Raw genomic sequence first — 22,575 nt, 5'->3', positions numbered from 1 at the left:
TCGACTGGCCAGAACGACGCCAGAACCTGCACGCCAGCGCTATCGCGGAACCCCACGGTTCCGCGATAGCGCTGTTCATACGTAACAAAAGAAGGAGTCCGCGTGGTCATCCGCGTATTCGGGATATCGATCGTGGTCACGCTCGTCTCGCTTGTCGTGGCGTTCCTGTACGGCGGCTGGACGGCGCTCGCACTGTGCGCGATCCTCGGCATCCTCGAGGTCTCGTTGTCCTTCGACAACGCGGTCATCAACGCCACCGTGCTGGAACGGATGAGCGACTTCTGGCAGAAGATCTTCCTGACCATCGGCATCCTCATCGCCGTTTTCGGTATGCGGCTGGCATTCCCGCTGGTGATCGTCTGGATAACCGCCGGACTGAACCCGGTCGACGCTTTTGATCTGGCGATGAACGTTCCTGAGGAAGGCTCGGGGCAGCAAAGCTACGAGGAGATACTCACGGCCGCGCATCCGCAGATCGCAGCCTTCGGCGGCATGTTCCTCTTCATGCTCTTCCTCAACTTCATCCTCGCCGACCGCGAGATCACCTGGCTGTCCTGGCTCGAGAAGCCGCTGGCCACGCTCGGTAAGCTCGACCAACTGGCAGTTGTCATCGCCGGAGGCACCCTGGTGCTGGTCGCGGAGGTCTTGGCCGATGACGCGCACCGGTCCACGATCATGGTTGCCGGCGTGCTCGGCATGATCACCTACATCGCGGTCGACGGCCTGGGATCGCTGTTCCACACCGAGCAGTTCGATGAGGAACATCAGGCGGCAGCAGATGGCGGCCCGTCCCAGCTGGTGAAGGCGACCGGCAAGGCCGGCTTCTTCCTGTTCCTCTACCTCGAGGTCCTCGACGCCTCGTTCTCCTTCGACGGCGTCATCGGTGCGTTCGCGATCACGGCGGATCCGATCATCATCGCCCTCGGCCTCGGTTTCATCGGTGCGATGTTCGTCCGCTCCATCACCGTCTACCTGGTGCGAGCGGGAACACTCTCCGAATACCGTTACCTCGAACACGGCGCGCACTGGGCAATCGGTGCACTGGCGGTTATCTTGTTCGTCAGCATCGAGTACCACATCAACGAGGTCATCACCGGTCTCGTCGGTGTCGCATTCATCGGTGCTGCCGCCATCTCCAGCATTCTCGCGAACAGGCGTGAAGGCGGCGGCGACGGGGGAGCGTCCACGGACGCAGCTGAGAAGAACGCAGTCACCACCACGTAATCCCGTACACGGCCGTCTCGGATATCTGCCCGATATCCGAGACGGCCGTTTGCACGGTGTACACGTGTACACTCGAACCACATTGCACCGTCGCGGCCAATCTCGCTCTCAGCCTCCGCCACGACACCGTGCCTGCGAACGGAGTGCATGTGGATCTGCTGAAGTGGAGTAAGCGACCGGCGGCCGAGGTCGATGCAACCAAGCCCCAGGTGAATGTTTTGCGGGGTTTGGTCGCGCGTGCCACCACACCGCTGTTGCCCGACGACTACCTGCATCTGCTCAATCCGTTGTGGTCGGCTCGGGAACTGCGCGGTCGAATCGTGGCCGTACGCAAGGAAACCGACGACACAGCCACCGTCGACATAGAGACCGGCTGGGGTTTCAGTCACCGATACAGTCCCGGGCAGTATGTCGGCATCGGATTGCAGGTCGAGGGCCGTTGGCACTGGCGTTCCTACTCGCTGACCTCGATCGCCGGTGACGCCAAGGTGATCTCGGTGACCATCAAGGCCAATCCCGATGGCTTCCTGTCCAGCCATCTGGTCGATGGTGTCTCGCCTGGCACCGTGATTCGCCTGGCAGCACCCAAAGGTGACTTCTCGCTACCCAGTCCGCCGCCGCCGAAGATCCTCTTCGTCACCGCCGGCTCCGGCGTCACACCCGTGATGGCGATGTTGCGGGCGCTTCAGCACAGAGGGGACATGCCGGACGTCGTCCACGTTCACTCGGCACCGGACCGCGAGAGTGTCATCTTCCATGACGAACTCGTTGCGCTGCACGAGAATTCGCTGACCTACAAACTGACGATGCAGTTCACGAGGGAGAACGGCAAGGTTGACCTCGCCGACCTCACTCCGCTGGTTCCCGACTGGCGTGACCGCGAGGTCTGGGCCTGCGGTCCCGTTGCAATGCTCGACGTTGCCGAACAGGTCTGGGAAGAAGCCGGCCGCTCAGACCATCTCCATATCGAACGCTTTGCGATCGCCCGTACCGACAAGGGTGGCGAGGGCGGCACGGTCACCTTCGCCAAATCCGGTAAGACCGCCGAAATCGACGGCGCAACAACTCTTCTCGAAGCGGGAGAGGGGCTGGACATCCAGATGCCGTTCGGCTGCCGAATGGGCATCTGCCAGTCGTGCGTGGTCCCGCTCAGCGGCGGCTACGTACGGGATCTGCGCTCAGGAGATGAGCGTCGAGAAGGAGACCGGATCCAGACGTGCATCAGCACGGTCTCCGGTGAATGCACGCTCGACCTCTGACCTGCACATCCAGACCAACAGGAGGTATCCCACCAGTGGCGATCACCGATATCGACCGATACGCACACCTGACAGAAGCCGACGTCGACGCGCTGGGCGCGGAGTTGGACGCCATCCGGCGAGACATCGAGGAGTCTCGCGGGGAGGCCGACGCTCGGTACATCCGTCGCGCAATCACCATCCAGCGTGGACTGGCCGTCGGTGGGCGGGCGATGCTCTTTGCGAGCAACAAGAAGCCGGCCTGGGCCGCGGGCACCGTGATGCTCGGTTTGGCGAAGATCATCGAGAACATGGAACTCGGGCACAACGTGATGCACGGGCAGTGGGACTGGATGAACGACCCGGAAATCCACTCGTCATCGTGGGAATGGGACACCACGTGCCCGAGCAGTCAGTGGAAGCACTCACACAACTTCATCCATCACAAGTACACGAACATCGTAGGGATGGACGACGACGTGGGCTACGGCATCCTGCGGGTCACCCGCGACCAACCGTGGGAGTGGTGGAACATCGGAAACCCGGTGTACAACCTCGTTCTCGGCACATTCTTCGAATACGGTGTCGCGCTTCATCATGTCGAGACCGAAAAGGTTCGCAAACGCGAGAAGAGCCTGCGCGAGGTGGGTCGTGACCTCCGGGTGATCGGACGCAAGGTCGGGAAACAAGCGGCCAAGGACTATCTGATCTTCCCGGCGTTGAGCGGACCCAACTGGAAACACACGATCACGGCCAACATCACCGCGAACTTCATTCGCAACTACTGGACCTACGCGGTCATCTTCTGCGGGCACTTCCCTGACGGCGCCGAGAAGTTCACCGTGCAGGAGTACGAAAACGAGGACCAGTCGCGGTGGTACCTGCGTCAGATGCTCGGGTCCGCCAACTTCAGGGCCGGAACCTTGATGCGATTCATGAGTGGCAATCTCAGTCACCAGATCGAGCACCACCTGTTCCCCGACCTCCCCAGCAATCGGTACGAAGAGATCGGCGTCCGGGTCCGCGAGCTCTGTGACAAGTACGACCTGCCGTACACCACCGGGACCTTGTGGCACCAGTACATGCTGACCTTCCGGACCATCGCGAAACTTGCGCTGCCCAATGCTCTGCTGTCTGCCAGCGCGGACGACGCACCGGAAACGGCCTCGGAACTCCGCTTCAACATCCGCGAAGGCATGCAATCCGGGTTCGGCTCCGATGCCCAGACGGGCACTCGGCGCGGTCTGAGAACCGCTCTGCGTGAATTGCGCGAGTCAAAGGTGAAGGTGGCCTAGGACTCCGGTGCACATAGACTTCGAGCTGTGAGTAAGGCCAACAACCGCGGCAGCGACCGCCCTGAAGGGCAGCGACCGTCCATAGGGCGGGTTGCTGACTTCCTGTCTCGCGCGGACAGGAACGACAACGTCCTCCGCGTCGCCCGTGCCGCACGCCGGGCGGTACCCGGTGCCAGTCCCGATGTGGACCCTGATCGGCTCAGGCACTCGGAACGAGTTGCCAGTTTGATCGCGCAGGCGCGCGGAGAGCGGGCCAGTGCAACCCGCGAGTTGGCACTGGCAGCCGTCGAGTCGTGGCAGGCCATCATGACCCGCCGCCGCAGCGGGAAGCCACGATCCGATGGCCCGGTCACCATCCTGTTCACCGACCTTGTCGGATTCTCGACGTGGGCGCTGGGTGCGGGTGACGATGCGGTGCTCGAACTCCTTCGTCAGGTCAATGACGCCAGCGCGGCGGTCATCAAGCGGCGGGGTGGCATCGTCACAAAACACCTCGGCGACGGACTGATGGCGGTGTTCGCCGACGGCGCCGAGGCGATCGAAGCCGCACATGAGGCGGGCCTTGCCGTCAGTGCCATCACATTGGACGGATATCGCCCGGCGTTGCGCGCCGGTCTGCACACCGGCGAGCCACGCCACGTGGGAGACGACTACCTGGGCGTCGACGTGAACATCGCGGCCCGCGTCGCCGACGCGGCGTCCGGCGGCGAGGTGCTCGCCACAGAGGCAACACTCGCAGCAACCGACGAGTCCAAGTACATCAAGCGCCGCAGACGGTTTCGGGCAAAGGGAACACCAAAAGATCTGGTGGTGTACGAAGTCCTGCCAAGGTACGACGACTAGGCCGACCTGTCGCCTGACCGCCTGAATACGCAACCGGCGAAAACATTGCGGTTGCCCGACAGCGCCATAGACTCCGAGGGTGCTCTCACCCAAAGACGCAAAGCGCACGGTGACCGGCCCGGGTTGGTCTGACACCGCTCTACGACAACTGACCCTGGCGGCCAACCACGGCAAGTTGTGGATGACCATCGCGGTGGTGATGTCGCTGATCGGAAAACGACAGAGGCGCGCCGGTCTGCGCGGCCTCGGCTCACTTGCCGGCGCCAGTCTGGTGTCCAACACCGTCCTCAAACCGCTGATCGGGCGAAAAAGGCCGACGTTGGACCCCGCCCATCCCCATCCGCTGGTTCGGATGCCGTGGACGTCGTCGTTTCCCAGCGGACACAGCGCGTCGGCCGCGGCGTTCGCCGTCGGCGCAGCACTCGAGCGCCCCCGGACCGCTGCCGTGCTGTTCCCGCTGGCAGCCGCGGTCGGATACTCACGTGTACATGTCGGCGTCCACTACCCGAGTGACGTCATCGCCGGGGCGGCCATCGGTGGCGGTGTCGCCCTGGCCGGGCAGCGCTTGTGGCCGGCGGTCCCCACCACAGCTGCGCAGACGGGTCCGGGGTCGGCTCCTGCGCTCCCGCGGGGTGCGGGCCTGACCGTCGTTCTCAACTCGGAATCCGGGTCATCGGCAGGCGCCGACACTCGCATCCTCGCTCTCTTACCTGATGCGAAAATCGTGCACTGGGATCCCGATTATCCACTTGACGAACAGATTTCAGACGACTCCCGGGCGCTGGGAGTGGCCGGGGGAGACGGAACGGCCGCTACCGTGGCGCAGATCGCCATCGACAGAGATCTCCCTCTCGCGGTCTTTCCGGCCGGCACCCTGAATCATTTTGCTCGCGCGCTGAGCCTTGAGACCTACGCCGATACCGCAAGGGCGGTGGTCGCCGGCTCGGCAGGCACCGTTGATGTCGGACGAATCAATGGCTGCCTGTTCCTGAACACCGCGGGCTTGGGCGGATACCCGGAGATGGTGCGGCTTCGCGAGCGGTTGGAGCACCGGATCGGCAAATGGCCCGCGGCCGCCGTGGCCTTGTTTCGGGCGTTACGCGGCCACAAACCGCTCGATCTTGTCATCAACGGCAGGCGCCGCTCGGTCTGGGCGATCTTCATCGGGAACGGGGAATACCGACCCCGCGGGCTCACCCCGTCGAACCGATCGAGCCTTGCCGACGGCGTGCTCGACGTCCAATACCTTCGGGCCGACCGCCGTCTCGGGCGGACGACTGCCATCGCCGCCTCGCTGTTCGGCACGGTCGAGCGCGCTCGGGTGCTCGGCGCGATCCAAGCCGATCATCTGGTGATCGAGTCTCATTCGGGACCGATCCTCACCGCCCACGACGGCGAGGTCACCGGACCGGTCGACCACATCGATCTGGATCTGGATCCGCTGGCGCTCACCGTCTACCACTGACTCGGCTCAACGCACGGACTTCGACGGTCCGAGCTGCCGTTCAGATGATTGTCGGACCCGGGGAAGGATCGGGATTCGGGGGCTGCGGCGAGGGCGACGGCACCGGGTCCGGTGTCGGGAGCGGGGGTTCTGGCGACGGCACCGGGGGTGTGGGCGGCTCGGTCCCCGGTTCGGGAATCGGTCGGTCCGGGGCGGGAATCGGTTGTCCCATGGTCGGACTCCTCAGGGTTGTTCGATCAGGTCGGACGAACACAACGTCGCTTCGCCCGTTTGTCTCACCCCTCCATCAATACCAGCCCCGTCCATCGCCATCGGGGCATGCACCATTCGGTGGACCGGTACGGTCCGGTAGACATGACCCATGGAGGTACTCAGTGGTCGAGTCATCGTGCAGCCGTCCGACCCCGAAGCGACTGTCCGCTTCTACCGGGATCAGCTGGGTCTGGCGATCGCACGTGAGTACCCCGGCGGCGTCGTCTTCCACGCGGGTAGCGCTCTCATCGAAGTCGCGGCACACATGGCCGGAGGCGACAATCCGTCACCGGGCTGCGTCCTGTGGTTGCAGGTCCGCGACATGGCGGGCGCGAGGTCGGAGTTGGAAGGTCGGGGCGTCGCGATCCTCCGCGAAGCCCGCACCGAGCCGTGGGGACTGGTGGAAATGCACATTGCCGACCCGGACGGACTGAAGATCATCATTGTCGAGGTACCCGCGGATCACCCGTTGAGACGGGATACGCGCGCCGACAGATGAGGTGGCCGGCGCCGTTCGACAACTGTTTATGCCAAGATGCGCGTGGGTAGACCACCCCAATGGACGACCAGCCCTCATCGTGCCATCATTCCTCCGACACCTTGCTCGAAACGATCACCCTGAACGTCAACGGACGCGATCTCGACGTGCAATGCGATTCGCGCTCAACACTTTTGGATGCACTACGCGACAACCTGTCCCTGACGGGCTCGAAGAAGGGTTGCGATCGTGGTCAATGCGGAGCCTGCACGGTTCTGATCGATGAGCGCCGGGTGGTGAGCTGCCTGATCTTTGCCGTGGCGGCACAGAACCGTCGCATCACCACCATCGAGGGCATCGCCGACCTCGAGTCCGGAACCGATCTGCAGCAAGCGTTTGTCGACCACGATGGCTTCCAGTGCGGCTACTGCACTCCCGGGCAGATCTGCTCGGCCGTCGGCATGCTCGACGAAGCCAAACGCGGGTGGCCCAGCGCGGTGACACCGGCGTCCGGCGTGGACGACGGGGTGCTCGACGACGACGAGATCCGCGAGCGTTTGAGCGGCAACATCTGCCGGTGTGGCGCCTACGTCAACATCCTGGCCGCTGTGCGCTCCGTCGCCGGAGACGTTCTCGCCGAGCAGGACGCATCATGAAGACCTTTGAGTACACGACGCCTCAGAACACAGAGGAGGCGATGCTGCGTCTCGGGTCCGATCCCGGGGCACGAATACTCGCCGGTGGCACCAACCTCGTCGACCTCATGAAATTGGGTGTTGTCGCGCCCACCACCTTGGTCGACATCGGGGGACTCCCACTCGACGACGTGACCATCACCGAGACCGGAGCGCTCCGCATCGGCGCCAACGTTCCCAACAGTGATCTCGCTGCCCACCCGCTTGTACGGTCGCGGTATCCGGTGCTGTCGCAAGCGCTGCTGGCCGGCGCGTCGGGACAACTCCGCAACATGGCGACCACCGGGGGAAACCTGTTCCAGCGCACCCGGTGCCCCTATTTCATGGACCCGGGAAAGGCGTGTAACAAACGCGAACCGGGTACGGGCTGTTCGGCCGTCAACGGCCTCAACCGCGACATGGCGATCCTGGGTGCGTCCGACAAGTGCGTTGCGACGCATCCCTCGGACATGGCCGTGGCAATGGCCGTCCTGGAGCCGGATCTCGATGTCCTCGGACCGGCCGGACCGCGCTCGGTTCCCTTCGACGACCTATACCGGCTGCCGGGCGAGCAGCCACAGCTGGACACGACCCTGGACCGAGACGACCTCGTCACCTCGCTGACCATCCCGGACAACCCGGCTGCGCAATTCTCGACCTATCGCAAAGTCCGCGATCGCGCCTCGTTCGCGTTCGCGCTCGTGTCGGTTGCCGCAATTCTCGACGTCGAGGACGGGGTTGTCGCCGACGTGCGGATCGCGCTGGGCGGAGTGGCGCACAAGCCCTGGCGCGCTCGGCGAGCGGAGGAGGCGCTGCGGGGGCAGGCCGTCGGCCGCGCCGAGTTCGCCCGCGCTGTGGATTCCGAGCTCGCCGACGCTGAACCGTTGTCCTCCAACGGCTTCAAGATCCCGCTGGTGCGCTCTGTGGTGACGCAGGCCTTGATGGGTCTGGTCGATGAGCAGGAGGCATCGCGATGACCTCACTCGGAACCGCGCACGCCCGGATAGAAGCCCAGGACAAGGTGGGGGGCACGGCGCACTACACCGCCGACCGCGTGCCCCCTGGTCAGCAGGTCGTCCACTGTGTGCACGTCGGCGCGCAGATCAACGTCGGCCGGGTGACAGGCGTCGACGATGGCACCGCCATGCAGATGCCGGGGGTGTTGGGCGTGATGTGGCATGGGAACGCTCCTCGGCTGGGTGAATCGGAGGACGCCGAGCTCCATGTACTGCAGGGTCCGGACGTGCACTACCGAGGGCAGATCGTGGCGGCAGTCATCGCGATTTCCGTCGAACAGGCGCGCGCTGCCGCCGAGTCGCTCGACGTCGACTACGAGCGGGCCGAGGCTTTCGACAACGTCCTGCACGCCACTCACCCGGCTCGGTACACACCCGAAGAGGTCAATGCGGGATTCCCCGCCGAGGCACGCCGCGGGGATCCCGAGGCGGCCATCTCCGATGCCGCCCACGTGGTCGACCACTGGTACTCGACCCCCGCGATGCACAACGCACCGATGGAGCCTCACGCCACCATTGCGAGCTGGGAACAGACCGACGACGGAGAGACCCTGACCGTCTGGGACTCGACGCAGGCACCGTCGGGTGTGCAGGGCGATCTGGCGACCTTGTTCGATGTCGAGCCCGACAACGTTCGCGTGATCGCCGAGCATGTCGGGGGAGGGTTCGGCGGCAAAGGGAGCACTCGGCCCAACGCCGTCCTCGCCACCATGGCCGCCAGGTTCGTCGGCCGTCCCGTCCGGGTTGTGCTTCCGCGATCGGCAACGTTCACTTTTGTCGGCTACCGGACGCCCACGTTCTCCCGGGTGGCCCTCGGCGCCGACGGGGAAGGCAACCTCGAGGTCGTTTGTCACGACACCGTGCAACAGACATCGAAGATCGTTGAATTCGTCGAACAGACCGCCGAGGCGACGCGACACATCTACGACACCGAGCACATCAGGACAACCCACGAAGTGGCTGCACTGGACGTGTCGACCCCACGATGGATGCGCGCTCCCGGCGAATCTCCCGGTATCTACGCGCTCGAGTCGGCGGTCGACGAACTTGCGTACGAACTAGGGCTTGATCCGATCGAGCTGCGTACCCGCAACGAACCCGACGTCGATCCGGCGTCGGGGTCTGCCTTCAGTTCTCGGAACGTGGTGTCGGTGTTGCGCAAGGGCGCGGACCAATTCGGCTGGGAGCGGCGTGATCCCACACCCGGCAGCAATCGGCGGGGGCGCACACTGATAGGGATGGGCGTGGCACTGGCGTCGTATCCGACGATGACCTCACCGAGTACAGCACTCGCGGTCGCTCAACCGGACGGCACCTTCGACGTGTCGGTGGCCGCGTCGGACATCGGAACCGGCGCTCGCACCGTACTGACCCAGATTGCTGCCGACGCACTGCAGGTGCAGGCGGACAGGGTGCGACTTCACCTGGGAGACAGTGCACTTCCCAAGGCGCCGGGCGCCGGCGGGTCAGCGGGAACGTCTTCTTGGGGATTTGCTGTCCACAAGGCGTGTGAAGGGCTGCGCGAGAACATCGGGAGCGGGCCGGTCGATCGCCCCGTCGAGCAGTTCGCCGATACCACCGCCGACGTCGAAGCCGCCTCGGATCTCCATCGTGAAGCGTTCGGTGCGCACTTCGCGGAGGTCGCGGTCGACGTGGACACCGGCGAGGTGACGGTTGATCGCATGCTCGGCGTGTTCGCGGTTGGCAAGGTGCTCAACCCACGTCTTGCCCGCTCTCAACTCATCGGCGGAATGACCTTCGGCCTGGGAATGGCGCTGATGGAAGAAGGACATCCGGACGCGCAATACGGCGGATTCGGGAACGAGAACCTCGCGGACTACCACGTGCCGTCGCACGCAGATGTGCGAGACATCGAGGCCGTCTGGATCGAGGAGGTGGACGACAACATCAATCCCATGGGCAGCAAGGGCATCGGCGAGATCGGCAACGTCGGTTCGGCGGCCGCCATCGCCAACGCCGTCTTCAATGCAACAGGAGTGCGCGTGCGGGACCTGCCCGTGCGCCCGGACAAGATTGTGGAGCAACTTGACCCGCGATACCGCGACTGAAGCGAACACCGTCGGCAGCGACCAGGACAAGACTGCTGAGGGCACCCCGGTGGGCGAGCGGGGACCTGTGAAACCTGGCAGCATCGGCGCGGTGGGTTACGCCGAGCAGTTGAGAACTCTGGCCGATCGGTGTGGTGTTGCCACGTCGTATGAGGGCTGGGACAAAGAACGCCGGGCCGTCAGCGACGACACGCTGCGTCACATCTTGACCGCCCTGGGTGTGGCGGCGGGCTCGGAGAGCGAGATCCGTCGATCCCTCCAGGATCTCGATGAAGCACCGTGGCGTCTGGTCCTGCCGCCTGTGGTGGTCATGGTCGAAGACGCGGTTGTCGCTGTTCCCGTCCACGTGCCCCATGGAGAGCCGGTCTCGGTGTGGGTGATCAGCGAGGATGGCGAGCGGCTCGACGCTCCGCAGCTGGACATCTGGGTGGATCCGAGGGAAGTCGACGGCGAAATGGTCGGGCGCGCAACGTTCGCCACGCCGCACGGGTTGCCCACCGGGTGGCACACCCTGCACGCAGAGGTGGGCACCGGCACCCTTGCGCAGACCACACTCGCAGTGACGCCCAAGCGTCTGACAACGGCCGACAAGCTGGGGCCCAAGCAACGGTGGGGCCTGACAACGCAGCTGTACTCGGTGAGGTCCGAACGGTCGTGGGGGATCGGGGATCTGTCCGATCTGGCCGACATCGCCTACATCGCAGGTACTGTGCACGGCGCGGACTTCGTCTTGGCCAATCCCCTGCACGCAGCACAACCGCAGCCCCCGCTCGAGACGTCCCCGTATCTGCCGACGACCCGGCGGTTCGTCAATCCCATCTACGTCAGGGTCGAGGACATCCCGGAAGCAGGACGTCTTCCCAGCGCCGAGTTTCAAGCCATGCGGCAGTTCGCCGACAAGTACTCCCGGTGGAACCGAGACGCGAGCAAGATTCGCCGCAATTCTGTGTACCGATCCAAACTCGAAGTGCTGGAGACCATTCACGCGGTGCCGCTGAGCCCACGCAGACGTGGCGAGTTCGAGCGCTACCTCGCGGAGGAAGGCGAAGGTCTACTCGAGTTCGCCACATGGTGCGCCCTCGTCGAGAAGTTCGGAGCCGACAGTCCGAAATGGCGTAAGTCGCTGAGGGATCCGGCACGGGTCGCCGAGCTGCGAGGAAAACTGGCCGACCGGATCGCGTTCTACAGCTGGCTGCAATGGATCTGTGACGAACAGCTCGCCACCGCGCAAGCAACGGCGGTCGCGGCAGGAATGGGCATCGGCATCATCCACGACCTCGCGGTGGGAGTTCAGCACGGCGGCGCCGATGTTTGGGCACTCGGAGATGCACTGACGCCCCGTGTGTCGGTCGGCGCCCCACCCGACGCGTTCAACCAGCAGGGCCAGTTGTGGAACCAACCGCCTTGGCACCCATGGAAGTTGGCGGAACAAGGCTACATCCCGTTTCGCGACATGCTCCGGACGGTCCTGCGACGTGCGGGAGGTTTGCGCATCGACCACATCCTGGGATTGTTCCGGTTGTGGTGGATTCCCGAAGGCGAGTCGCCCGCAGCGGGTGCGTACGTCCACTACGACTACGAGGCCCTCATCGGAGTTCTCGTTCTGGAGGCCGAACGGGCCGGAGCAGTGGTGATCGGCGAGGACCTGGGCGTGTTCGAACCGATCGTGCAGGACTACCTCAGTGAACGTGGGGTCCTCGGCACATCTATTCTCTGGTTCGAACACGGACCGGATGCGCCCGTTCCTCCTGAGGAGTACCGGCGTCTGTGCCTGACCACGGTCACCACTCACGATCTGCCGCCGACTGCCGGTTATCTCGCGGCAGAACACATCAGGCTGCGGTCCGAACTCGGCCTGCTGGAGCAGGACGAGGCGATCGAGCGAGCGAACGATGCCCGTGACCGTGAGGCCATCCTCGACGTCGCCAGAGAGCGGGGATTGCTGCCAGCCGATGCAGACGAGGAGCAGACGGTGGCTGCCCTGCACTCGCTCATCACACGCAGCCCATCTCTGCTGCTCGGTGTCGCACTGACCGATGCGGTCGGTGAGCGACGCATCCAGAACCAGCCGGGCACCGACTCGAGCCAGTACGCGAACTGGTCGGTTCCGCTGGCCGACGGGAACGGCAAGGCGGTACTGGTGGATGACTTGGCAGAGCACCCGCGTTTTACCCGTCTCGTGCGGTCCCTGCGCCACACTGCGGCCGACTGAACAGGCTGCGGCCACCGACTCGTCGGTCGGTGGCCGCAGCCTCTGGCGCGTTACTTGATGACGGCGTCGATCGTCTTCTTGAGAGCCGAAGGCTGCGCCGGGCTACGGGGCGCCTTTTTCTTCAACTCGAGCAGGTGCTCACCGAGCTCCTGGAGTTCCTTGCGTCCCAACGCCTCTCGCACCTTGGGAAACCACTCTGATTCCTCCTCGTCGATGTGGTGCTCGACGTTCTCGATCAGCACGGTTGTCTTGGCGTCGAACCGCTCATTGTCGGGGCTCAGCGCGGCGAGTTCCATCACCAACACGTCCGCCACGTGGTGCTCCTCGTAGGACTCGAGGATGTCGTCTTCGACATCGGGTACGCGTTTGCGCACATCGGGGTACATGCCCTCGTTCTCGATGTAGGTGTGCACGGTGAGGGCCTCGATGATCTTGTTGACAATGTCACCCTTCTTTTTTGTCGCGCCTTCACCGGCGGCGCGGAATTCCCGGAAGAGCTTCTTGATGTCCTTGTGGTCCTGCTTGAGAATGACGATCGCGTCTGTGGACATGATCACTCCAGTCGTGGGTCGACGTGGCACGTCGTCCACGGGGCTGCGTGGACGACGCAACGATGAGCGCCCGAAAGCGCTTACTGCACTGGGTCTACCACGGCACAGCCGAGTCTTCTCCCCGGCGTCCGCCGCCTGAGCTTAACTGTCGACGGGCACCGTTTGAGCGGGCTTCGCGATCACGCACCCGATGAATTCACGCGAACGGAACAAGTCACCGCCGAGGTGCGGCAACGGCAACCGTCACGGTTCCGTGGATACCAGCCACGTGGCTTCTGGAAGACCCTTGTGTGGCGAGGGTCAGTCGTCGTTGTCTTCGCCGTCGCGATGAACCAGTTCGGGAGTCACCTCACGCGTTGCCATGCCGCCCGAGCCACCCTCGTCGACAGGCCCGGGACGCCCACCCTTGGGCTCCTCGACCTTGCTGTCTTCTGACTTCTTCTTGTTGTCGGTCATTTCTCGATTCTATGTGTGGGCGTCGTCTTCATTGCTTCGGCGGATGGTCTTTGTGGACCAGATCGGCTGCCAATCGGGCGAGGGGAGTATTGGTGTCCTGCGACAGTTTGCGGAGCAACTCGAAAGCTTGTACCGCATCGATGTCGAAACGCTCCATGATCATGCCCTTGGCCTGTCCGATGATGTCGCGACTGGCCAGAGCGCTCATGAACTGTGAACCCCGTTCGGTGGCGGCCCATGCCACCGCGGCATGTGCCGCGTAGACCTGGCCGATCTCCTCGGATTCTTCGGTGAATGCGAGTGGGGCGCGCGAGTAGAGCGTCAACGAACCCAGCGTCTCGCTGTGCGTGTACAGCCGGAAAGACATGAGCGAACGAAAGGGAGTGAGCGCGACCGCGTCTGCCGCGTAAGCCGGCCATCGAGTCTCGGAAGTGAGGTCGTTGACTCGGACAACGGGCTGGTCCCAGGCGGCGACCAGGCATGGTCCCTGCCCGTGCTTGATTTGAATATCGTTGTGCAACTCGGCAATCGGATCCGTGGCCACCTGAGTTGTCATCGTATCCCGATTGGTTGTGACGGTGATGCCGGCATACTCCGCACCAGGCACGTTCGACACCGCACCCTCGGCGACGTTTGCCAGCACACCCTGCAGATCACGTTGTTCGCTGGCGTGAAGTTGCCGGGCCAACTCCGCAATGGCCGCATGGACGCTTCGTGCGTCATCAGTTTGGTTGGTCATGGTCGCCTCCTAGGGCCATCTGGCCGTCGAGCAGGATTTTGTTGTACGTCGATCTCTGTCGCCCTACGGAGATGGCCCGGTCTGCAGATGCGACGCCGAGCCATCGTCGCCGCGATCGCAAAATTGCAGATGCTTAGTCTGCGTTGACGTTTCACTCGAAACAGGCATCCGCACCATTCCTGGCACCGTGTGCGGGCAAGCAACGCCGGGTTTAGACCATGCTCACGATCACCTCACCGTACCGCCGCCGAGTCGAAGTGGCCGCATTCTCGGTGTAAGGGCATCGGCTGGTTTGGCTGCCTTTGTTGCCGGGTAACGCGATGGAAGCGGTTGTTCATGTTCGGTTGGACAACAGGCGACCGCTAGGTGGTGTTCGACGCAACCCGCAGTCGAGAAACGAGCATGGCCGGGCATCGCCGCAAGGTCGGGTTCATCAGACGCCTCGCGTGTCTTAGGGGGCGACACCTCGGTATCGACCTGTGAACCTGTGCCTTGCAATCAGGAACCCTAAATTCCGATTGAAAGAGGAACCATGTTCAAGCACACCGACTACCTGCAATTCGACGTCAAGCCAGAAAAGCCGGACCCTGTCTATGCGCACAAACTGCAAGAGCTCATCGGCGGCGCGTTCGGCGAGATGACAGTGACCATGCAGTACCTGTTCCAGGGCTGGAATTGCCGCATGGAGGGCAAGTACAAGGACCTGATCATGGACATCGCGACCGAGGAGATCGGCCACGTGGAGATGCTGGCGGTCATGGTCGCGCGCCTTCTCGAGGGCGCGCCGGCAACCGAGTCCAGCAAGGCTGCCGGTGGCGACCCCGTGGTTGCCGCGGTGATGGGCGGGATGGACCCGCAGCAGGCAATCGTGGCCGGTGGCGGCGCACTTCCCGCCGACAGCAACGGTTACCCCTGGAACGGACGGTATGTCATCGCGAGCGGAAACCTGCTGGCCGACTTCCGTGCGAATGTCACCGCGGAGTCGCAGGGTCGTCTGCAGACGGCACGCCTCTACAACATGACTGACGACCCGGGCGTGAAGGCCATGCTCAAGTTCAACCTGGCCCGCGACACACACCATCAGAACCTCTGGCTGGCGGCGATCGAGGAGTTGCAGGCTGATGGTCTGGCCAGTGTGGTCGCCCCTGATGCGCTCCTCGATGAAGAGCACGCAGAGCACGCCACCGACATCTGGCATCTGTCGGACGGAGAGTTCTCGTCGACCGGGGGATGGGCTAATCGCACTGCCCCCGACGGCATTCACCAGATGGGGTTCCTCGCCGATCCCCAGCCACTCGGAAACAAGGCGTCCGCCCCGCCGCCGGATCCGAAACTGTATTCCACCTACGACGGTTCGAAAGGCACGCCGCAGAATGCTCAACTCGGTACCGAAAAAGGCGTCATGGGCAAGCTGAAGGACGCAATCCCGGACTGATCACGCAATCGTCTTGTCGACAGCTGCCGGCCGGTTCATCCGGTCGGCAGCTGTCTGCGTTGTGGCGACCGATGCAGAATCGCGTCGCGCACCACCGCTCGATCATCGAAGGGTTCACTTCGCTCACCAGAGATGAGGGTGGGCGAGTGACCACGTCCGGCTACCACCACAACGTCGCCCTTCTCCGCGAGGCCGATGGCGAGGTCGATTGCACTGGCGCGGCCCGGTTGTTCGATGACATGGGCTGCCCGGGCTGACCTGGCTCCGGCGACCACAGACGCGCGCAGCGTAGCGGGGTCTTCGGAGTATGGACTCTCGTCGGTGACTATCACGATGTCCGCCATGCCTGCGGCGTTGAAGCCGAGTGGGACCCGTTTGCCGGGGTCTCGGTCGCCGGTTGCTCCGATCACTGCGATGACCCGCCGGGACGTCAGGGACCGAAGGAATGGAAGCACCGTCCGCTGGCCTGCGCCGTTGTGCATGTAGTCGACGAACGCCAGGAACGGCTGGCCCGCGTCGACGGACTCGAGCCGGCCCGGTATGCCGCTGAGCACCTCGACACCGCCAATAGCGGAGACGATGTCATTCCCGGTGGCGGCGACCGCCGCAATCGCAGCCGATGCATTGACCGCCTGCGCAGATCCGAGCAATTGCAGATGAACAGGGAAGCGGCCGTAAGGGCTGCGCAAGGTGAATGAGGTTCCGCGCGCGTGTGCTCGTACATGCTCGACGTAGAAGTCGGCTGCCGGATCGGCAGCGGACACGCTCACCATCTCGGTATCGATCTGGGCGGCGAGCCGTCTGCCGTACTCGTCGTCGACGTTGATCACACCCAACCGGCACCGCTCGGCGCGGAAGAGGGAAGCCTTGACCCTGAAGTACTCGTCCATGTTCGGGTGGAAATCGAGATGGTCCGGGGAAAGATTCGTGAAGACGCCCGCACGCAGGTACGTGCCATCGACCCTGCCGTACGCCAAACCGTGACTTGATGCCTCGAATGCCACCGCGTCGACGCCTTGGTCGCGGAACGACGCCAGAGTCTCTTGCAGTAGCGGCGCTTCGGGAGTGGTCCGTACCCCGGGATAGCTCGTTCGCGGGCCTCGGACGTCAACGCCCGTGATCAGACCGGTGGTCCGGCTGTTTGCTGTGAGTGCGGCATCGAGCAGGTAGGCAACGGACGTCTTCCCGTTTGTGCCGGTCACGCCGTAGACGTCCATATCGCGTGAGGGACTCCCATAGACGGCCGAGGCCAGCGGACCGAGCACCGCCCGCGGTCTGGCCACCACCAGCGCAGGCAATATCGCTGTGGGCAGATCACTGACCACCGCGACGGCCCCCCGTCTCGCGGCTTCGCCGACAAAGTCCATTCCGTGGAATCGATTGCCAGGCAACGCCACATAGATGTCGCCCGGCCGAACCTGCCTCGAATCGACGCTGACGCCAGAGGCGAGGTGCTCTGGCGTCAGGGGGTCGTCGTCGATGTTCACGGGCGCACGCAGGAATTCAGCCACGTCGCCGATCGTCATGTAGTTGTGACTGTGCCGTCCGATCCGGCCGGATTCGGGCTCACGCGCCTGGGTCATCTACTTGTAGACCTGCCTGTGAGCCCGACCCACTCTCAGTTCTTGTTGTTGTTGGCGCGCTCGGCCTGCCGCTTCGACTTCTCGGCGTCGGCCAATTTCTCCACACGATCGGCCTGTGCACGCTTGCTCTCGGCGTCGTCACGCTTGGCGGCGGCGTCCTGCGCCTTCGCCTTCGCAGCTGCGGTCGCCTTGTCTTCGGCGGCCTTGATCTTCGCCTGCTCGTCGCGCTTTGCCGCCTCGGCTGCCTGCTTGCGTTTGGCGGCCAGCTCGTCTGCCTGTTGTTTCGCCTTGGCAGTTCTTTGCTCAGCGGCCTCCTCTGCGGCCTGCTTGCGCTCGGCGGCTGACTGCTCCGCTTCTTTGATCTCGCGCTGCTTGTTCTCGCGGGCCTGCTTCTGCTCGTTGATCGCGTTGTCACGCTTGGCCTTCAGCTCAGCGTCGGCCTGCTGGCGCTTGCGTGTCGCCTCTTCTTCGAGCTGCGCCGCACGGCCCAGCTTCTCGCTGCGCTCGGTCAGAGCCGAACCGCGCTTCTCGATCGCCGGGTCACCTAACAGGCCGCCGACCGTGGAATCGAGCACTCCGAGCGAACGCTCGTAGAGAAGGCGTGCCGGTGCCTCGGAGTCGAGCCGCGACACGACTCGGTCCTCGATCAACTGCAACGGGAATCGCGCGATCTTATACTGCACGCGTAGTACTGCGAACGGAACTTGGATGACGTTCATGGGGGTACTCCTGGGTCTGATGAGCACGTTGCTCTAGGAAAGGTCTGCCTGATCGGTGAGGCCGTCAGCCTGGCGGCGAATACGGTCGGCCTCCGCCTGCGCGTCTGAAGCCTCCTTCACCGACTCCTGATGCTCATCGGCGGCCTCGACCACATCGTCGGCAGCATCGGCGAGCTCAGCACGCTCCTCGGCTCTTGCCTGCTGCTCCTTGGCACGGGCGTCGAGCTCGGCCTGGGTCTGCTCGACCGCCACCTTCTTCTGTTCCTGCTGCTCTGCGGCACGTTTCTGAGCTTGCTGCGCCTCATGAGCAGCGCGCTCCGCTGCCGCTGTCTCCGCGCTCACCTCGATGCGCTCTTCGGCGCTCTCGGCGCGGGCTTTCTGGGCCTGGGCCCGTGCCTGCTCGGCCTCGGCATCCGCGACCGCCTCGACGCTGTTGGCTTCTTTGCGTTGCTGGGCCTGGGTCTGCTCGAGTTGGCCTTCGGCGGTCAGCGAATCGTTGCCGGTCACGGCGCCGGCGACTTCTTTGGCCTTGCCTTTGACCGAGTCGAAGAGGCCCTTGCGGGCCTGGTCGGCCTTGCTGTCCTCGTTCATCTGAAAAGACTCCTTCTGATGACATCGATTCGAGTACTCGGTGTGAGTCTCGGTGGGTGTCTGCGGACAAGTGGTTCCCCGCGGCGAGCCGTTTGAACCGGATATGGCCCGCCAATGTGACCGGGACCACAGAATGGTTCGCTGGTCAGGGCTTCTCTTCGTGATGGCGTCGGCCGTGGGTGCGCCGACGCTGCTTCATCTCTGCCTCGAACACATGTCGGACACCGCCTTGGAGTTCATCCCTGATCTGTCGGTCGTGCTCTCGAAACTGCGACCAGTAGTTGTCGTCGAAGACTTCGACGATCTGGAAGGTCCACCTGTCTTCGATCACGTTCCGACCGACCATGTCTTCCTCCAGCCGGTCGGCCTGCTCATGGTGGCCAGCATCACGTAGTGCCTCGACCGCCTCACCGAGCAGGAGGTCGGCGTGACCCACGAGCTGGTGGAAGGAGTAGAGGTGCCCACGCGCACGATCGGCGCATTCGAGAGCTTCAGATACCTTCCCGACGGCCGATACGGTTGCGTCGGTCACCCCTTCGGGCCGGCGCTGATCAAGGGGCGCGGATTCATGATTATTCGACACGTGCGATCTGTACCCAAGTGCGGACAAAATATCCCACCCCGCACAGTCCCGACTGCTGTCGCAGGTGACGGGACACACACGCATGTCGATTCCGGTATGGGGCTTGGTTCCTTCGACACCGAGGGGGCACCTGACGTTTCACCGTGGGTCACCCGGCCTCGCTAGTCTTCCGAGCGAGTCCAGGTAAGGGGGCGCAATGGATTTTCGACATCTCAAGTCATTCATCACCCTCGCTGAAGAATTGCATTTCGGCCGGGCCGCCGCACGTCTGCATCTGTCACAGCCGTCGCTCAGTGCACAACTGCAGAAGCTGGAGAAGTCACTGGGTGTCACGCTCGTGGTCCGCACGTCACACGAAGTCCAATTGACCTCGTCTGGTGTCGAGTTCGCCAAACAGGCCAGAGTGGTGGTCGCACAGATGGAAAAGGCTGTCGATGTCGCGAAGTCGACAGCCGCCGGCCAGGTCGGATCCCTGAACATCGGATACAACTTCCCGGCGAGCAGACACGTCCTGCCCGCGGCGTTGACCAGGCTCAACGAGCGGCACCCCAGGATGGCGGTGTCGCTGTGGGAGAAGCGCACGGGTCCACAACTCGGCGGGCTCCAGGACGGTTCGCTCGACGTCGCCCTGGTTTATGGTCGGCCGCAGCTGCCGGGATTGCGGGCCAGGTTGCTGTTGTCCAAGGTTCCCATCGTGGCCGTGGTCGGTCGCTCGCATCCGTGGGCCGGCCGGTCGAGCGTGCAATGCGCGGAGCTGGCCGCCGAACGATGCGTGCTGTTCGCCCGCGAACAGTGCCCCGCGATGTATGACGTGATCGTCGCGGCAGCGACCGAGGCAGGGGTCTCACTGACGATCGCGCAGACCTCGGACGACCCGAGTGGAACAGCGCACATGGTTGCGGTGAAACCGTATGTCGCATTCGCATCGCTGTCGCGGGCGGCGGCAGTGGGTATGGGCACCGCGGGTGCGTCCTCCGTGGCGGTCAAACTCATCGACCCGATTCCCACCATCGACCTGTACATGGTGTGGTCGGCTTCCACGGTGAACAGCGCGGTGGATGCCTTCGTCGAATGCGTCGACGAGATATGTGACGAAGACGAAACAGCCAGGCGCGCCGGTACGTTGGCATCTCAGTCACAGAACAATCCTCCAGATGCGAAGTCTCAGAATGTGTTGTCCAGGACCTCGTCGTCGCGGGTTCCGGCACAATCTCCGGCCGGCCCGGGCCACCGGATTGCTATCGCTCACTGACTGCCATAGGCAAAACCTCTGGCACGGTCGGAAAGTGACGCTCGTACTGCCCTGCCGGAAGGCCACGAACAACCATGGTTCTCATGAAGCAGATATCGCACGGCGGTACTGGCCTTGACCTCCTGGCCGACGAGAACCTGTACGACCGGGTTCGAAAAGTATTCGGAAGCAATTCTTTACGGCAAATACTTGTCGCGGGTGCAGATGGTCCCGCGCTGTCCGGCGCTCAGGCCGACGACGAGGTTCGCCAGCGTGCTGGGATCCTCTCCGAGCGTGGTGTACGCCGGGGTGATCGGGTCGCGATCCTGTCGACAACCAGCCTCGACTGGGTGCTGACCGACCTTGCTGTTCTCGCGCTCGGAGCCGTGGTGGTTCCGGTGTACCCGACCTCGTCCGCCCAGCAGATCGCGCACATTCTGGCCGATTCAGGGGCGGTACTGGGCATTGCCGACACGGACACGGACAGTCATCGACTCGTCGAAGGGGGAGTACCGGCGATCACATTCGACGATCTGATCGACGCGTCGGCGGCCGCGCTCGACATCGAGGACACCTTGGCAGCGTGTGTGGCCGACGACGTCGCGATGATCGTATACACCAGCGGCACAACGGGTCCCGCAAAGGGATGTGTCATCTCCCACCGCAACATGTTCGCAGCGGCGTCGAACACAGTGCTGCGAACCGGTGACATGTTCGTCGATCCAACCGCGGTGACAGCTCTGGCTTTGCCTCTGTCGCACGTGTTCGGTCAGACGATCTTGTTCGCCGGTTTGCTGGGCGGCACCAAGACCCACTTCATCAGCAGCATCCCGGAGCTGATCCCGCAACTTCCGTCGATCTCGCCGAGCTTTCTCGCCCTGGTGCCCTACGCACTGGAGAAGATCCGCAAGATCGCCCGGCAAGGCCTCACCCCGGCAGACGAGGCCGGAGCGATCGCGCGTGGTCACACGGCGTTGACGTCGACCGAACTCGACGCCGCCGAACCCGTTGCCGGATTGCTCGGCGGTCGCCTGACCAACGTGATCTCGGGTGGTGCATCGCTCGATGCGACGACAGTTGCGTTCTATGCGGGGTTCGGTGTGCGACTCCTCAACTGCTACGGCATGACCGAGACCGCCACCGCAGTGACGGTCAACGAGCCCATGACCAACCGGGTCGGCACTGTGGGACGCCCTATTCCGGGGACGACGGTCGCGATCGCCGACGACGGCGAAGTGCTTGTGGGAGGAGCCAACGTCAGCCGTGGGTACTGGGGCGCCGCCGCGGACAAGACCGCCGTGGACGCGGAGGGATGGCTCCACACCGGCGACATCGGCGAGCTGGACGCCGACGGGTATCTCGTCATCACGGGCCGCAAGAAGGAGATCCTGGTGACCAGCGGGGGAAAGAACGTCGCCCCCACGCCACTCGAGGACAGGATCCGCCTGCACCCGTTGGTGAGCAATTGCATCGTCATCGCCGACGGCCGACCATTTGTCACCGCACTGGTGACGCTGGATCAGGCCCAGTACGCCCGATGGCGAAAAGAAACGACCGACGCCACCGACGACCTCACGGATACACGGTTGACCCGCGCTGTGCAGCAGGCGATCGACGATGCCAACAGCCTGGTGTCGCGTGCCGAGTCCATTCGCGAGTTCCGAATCGTCGAAGGTGACTTCACGGTGCAAGAAGGCCTCCTGACCTCATCGCTGAAACTCAGGCGCACCAACATCATCGACACACATCGGCACCTTGTCGATGAGCTGTACGCAATCCGGGTGTAACCAGTCTGTAGCAGCATGAACGCAGGATGAATTCTGAAACCTGTTAGCTGGCAATAGCTTACGTCGATAGACCGATGAGACTACGCATGACGGCCTGGAGCCCTCATCCGTTCCGCAGAAGACTGAAGTCATCA

General features: G+C 63.8%; 20 protein-coding genes. 13 read left to right on the top strand and 7 right to left on the bottom strand.

What is annotated here, in order from left to right; genetic code table 11:
* The first annotated feature begins 102 nt into the window (after positions 1-102).
* The 10 genes from CSW57_RS07965 (at position 103) to malQ (ending at position 12,766) form a co-directional block, all read left to right on the top strand.
* Positions 103-1,224 carry a DUF475 domain-containing protein gene (locus tag CSW57_RS07965; protein WP_099382286.1) on the top strand — a complete coding sequence of 374 codons (1,122 nt, stop codon included), beginning with the start codon at positions 103-105 and terminating at the stop codon, positions 1,222-1,224.
* 149 nt (positions 1,225-1,373) lie between these two features.
* Positions 1,374-2,483, top strand: a complete 1,110-nt coding sequence (locus CSW57_RS07960; RefSeq protein WP_099382470.1) for a ferredoxin reductase — start codon at positions 1,374-1,376, stop codon at positions 2,481-2,483.
* Between the two features lie 35 nt (positions 2,484-2,518).
* A complete protein-coding gene (locus tag CSW57_RS07955) occupies positions 2,519-3,757 on the top strand; it encodes a fatty acid desaturase family protein (RefSeq protein WP_099382285.1) in 1,239 nt (412 codons plus the stop codon).
* A gap of 27 nt (positions 3,758-3,784) precedes the next feature.
* Complete coding sequence (locus tag CSW57_RS07950) at positions 3,785-4,600, top strand: adenylate/guanylate cyclase domain-containing protein (RefSeq protein WP_099382284.1); 816 nt, start codon at positions 3,785-3,787, stop codon at positions 4,598-4,600.
* A gap of 79 nt (positions 4,601-4,679) precedes the next feature.
* Positions 4,680-6,065, top strand: a complete 1,386-nt coding sequence (locus CSW57_RS07945) for a bifunctional phosphatase PAP2/diacylglycerol kinase family protein (RefSeq protein ID WP_223249119.1) — start codon at positions 4,680-4,682, stop codon at positions 6,063-6,065.
* A gap of 361 nt (positions 6,066-6,426) precedes the next feature.
* Complete coding sequence (locus tag CSW57_RS07940) at positions 6,427-6,816, top strand: VOC family protein (protein WP_099382283.1); 390 nt, start codon at positions 6,427-6,429, stop codon at positions 6,814-6,816.
* 59 nt (positions 6,817-6,875) lie between these two features.
* Positions 6,876-7,451, top strand: coding sequence for a (2Fe-2S)-binding protein (locus CSW57_RS07935; protein ID WP_099382282.1), 576 nt, complete (start codon positions 6,876-6,878; stop codon positions 7,449-7,451).
* Entirely contained in the window at positions 7,448-8,446 is a 999-nt protein-coding gene (locus CSW57_RS07930; RefSeq protein ID WP_099382281.1) for an FAD binding domain-containing protein, read from the top strand. The genes CSW57_RS07935 and CSW57_RS07930 overlap by 4 nt, the downstream gene beginning before the upstream one ends.
* Positions 8,443-10,554, top strand: coding sequence for a xanthine dehydrogenase family protein molybdopterin-binding subunit (locus tag CSW57_RS07925; RefSeq protein WP_189339174.1), 2,112 nt, complete (start codon positions 8,443-8,445; stop codon positions 10,552-10,554). Before CSW57_RS07930 ends, CSW57_RS07925 begins: the two co-directional genes overlap by 4 nt.
* Before the next feature lie 91 nt (positions 10,555-10,645).
* Positions 10,646-12,766 carry a 4-alpha-glucanotransferase gene (gene malQ, locus CSW57_RS07920; protein WP_099382468.1) on the top strand — a complete coding sequence of 707 codons (2,121 nt, stop codon included), beginning with the start codon at positions 10,646-10,648 and terminating at the stop codon, positions 12,764-12,766.
* 50 nt (positions 12,767-12,816) lie between these two features.
* Here the strand turns inward: malQ and CSW57_RS07915 are convergent, their stop codons facing one another.
* From CSW57_RS07915 to CSW57_RS07910, 3 genes are all read right to left on the bottom strand, one after another.
* On the bottom strand, positions 12,817-13,317 hold the full coding sequence (locus tag CSW57_RS07915; protein WP_099382467.1) for a hemerythrin domain-containing protein: 501 nt from the start codon (positions 13,315-13,317) through the stop codon (positions 12,817-12,819).
* A 300-nt stretch (positions 13,318-13,617) separates the two neighbouring features.
* On the bottom strand, positions 13,618-13,773 hold the full coding sequence (locus CSW57_RS24420; RefSeq protein WP_189339173.1) for a hypothetical protein: 156 nt from the start codon (positions 13,771-13,773) through the stop codon (positions 13,618-13,620).
* A gap of 28 nt (positions 13,774-13,801) precedes the next feature.
* Complete coding sequence (locus CSW57_RS07910) at positions 13,802-14,512, bottom strand: GAF and ANTAR domain-containing protein (protein WP_099382279.1); 711 nt, start codon at positions 14,510-14,512, stop codon at positions 13,802-13,804.
* Positions 14,513-15,044: 532 nt separating this feature from the next.
* On the opposite strand from CSW57_RS07910, the gene CSW57_RS07905 reads away from it, so the two are divergent.
* Positions 15,045-15,947 (top strand): manganese catalase family protein, encoded by a 903-nt coding sequence (locus tag CSW57_RS07905; protein ID WP_099382278.1) that lies wholly within the window; start codon positions 15,045-15,047, stop codon positions 15,945-15,947.
* Between the two features lie 35 nt (positions 15,948-15,982).
* Here the strand turns inward: CSW57_RS07905 and CSW57_RS07900 are convergent, their stop codons facing one another.
* The 4 genes from CSW57_RS07900 to CSW57_RS07885 form a co-directional block, all read right to left on the bottom strand.
* The gene (locus CSW57_RS07900) at positions 15,983-17,530 is read right to left on the bottom strand and encodes a Mur ligase family protein (RefSeq protein ID WP_223249118.1); all 1,548 of its coding nucleotides are present in this window, start codon (positions 17,528-17,530) and stop codon (positions 15,983-15,985) included.
* Positions 17,531-17,565: 35 nt separating this feature from the next.
* Entirely contained in the window at positions 17,566-18,249 is a 684-nt protein-coding gene (locus CSW57_RS07895; RefSeq protein WP_099382277.1) for an IF2 family translation initiation factor, read from the bottom strand.
* Between the two features lie 33 nt (positions 18,250-18,282).
* Positions 18,283-18,840, bottom strand: a complete 558-nt coding sequence (locus CSW57_RS07890; RefSeq protein ID WP_099382276.1) for a CsbD family protein — start codon at positions 18,838-18,840, stop codon at positions 18,283-18,285.
* A 145-nt stretch (positions 18,841-18,985) separates the two neighbouring features.
* Positions 18,986-19,423: a hypothetical protein gene (locus CSW57_RS07885; protein WP_099382275.1), complete on the bottom strand. Its 438-nt coding sequence runs from the start codon at positions 19,421-19,423 to the stop codon at positions 18,986-18,988.
* A gap of 196 nt (positions 19,424-19,619) precedes the next feature.
* Here CSW57_RS07885 and CSW57_RS07880 point away from each other — a divergent pair, with 196 nt between their 5' ends.
* Together CSW57_RS07880 and CSW57_RS07875 are read left to right on the top strand one after the other, a co-directional pair.
* On the top strand, positions 19,620-20,675 hold the full coding sequence (locus CSW57_RS07880; RefSeq protein WP_099382274.1) for a LysR family transcriptional regulator: 1,056 nt from the start codon (positions 19,620-19,622) through the stop codon (positions 20,673-20,675).
* An 83-nt stretch (positions 20,676-20,758) separates the two neighbouring features.
* Positions 20,759-22,441 (top strand): AMP-dependent synthetase/ligase, encoded by a 1,683-nt coding sequence (locus CSW57_RS07875; RefSeq protein ID WP_099382465.1) that lies wholly within the window; start codon positions 20,759-20,761, stop codon positions 22,439-22,441.
* Positions 22,442-22,575: the final 134 nt, after the last annotated feature.

Source organism: Williamsia muralis (assembly GCF_002735905.1).
GTDB lineage: Bacteria > Actinomycetota > Actinomycetes > Mycobacteriales > Mycobacteriaceae > Williamsia > Williamsia muralis_A.
Note: the sequence above shows the minus strand (reverse complement) of the source record. Positions and strands in the feature narration are given on the sequence as shown.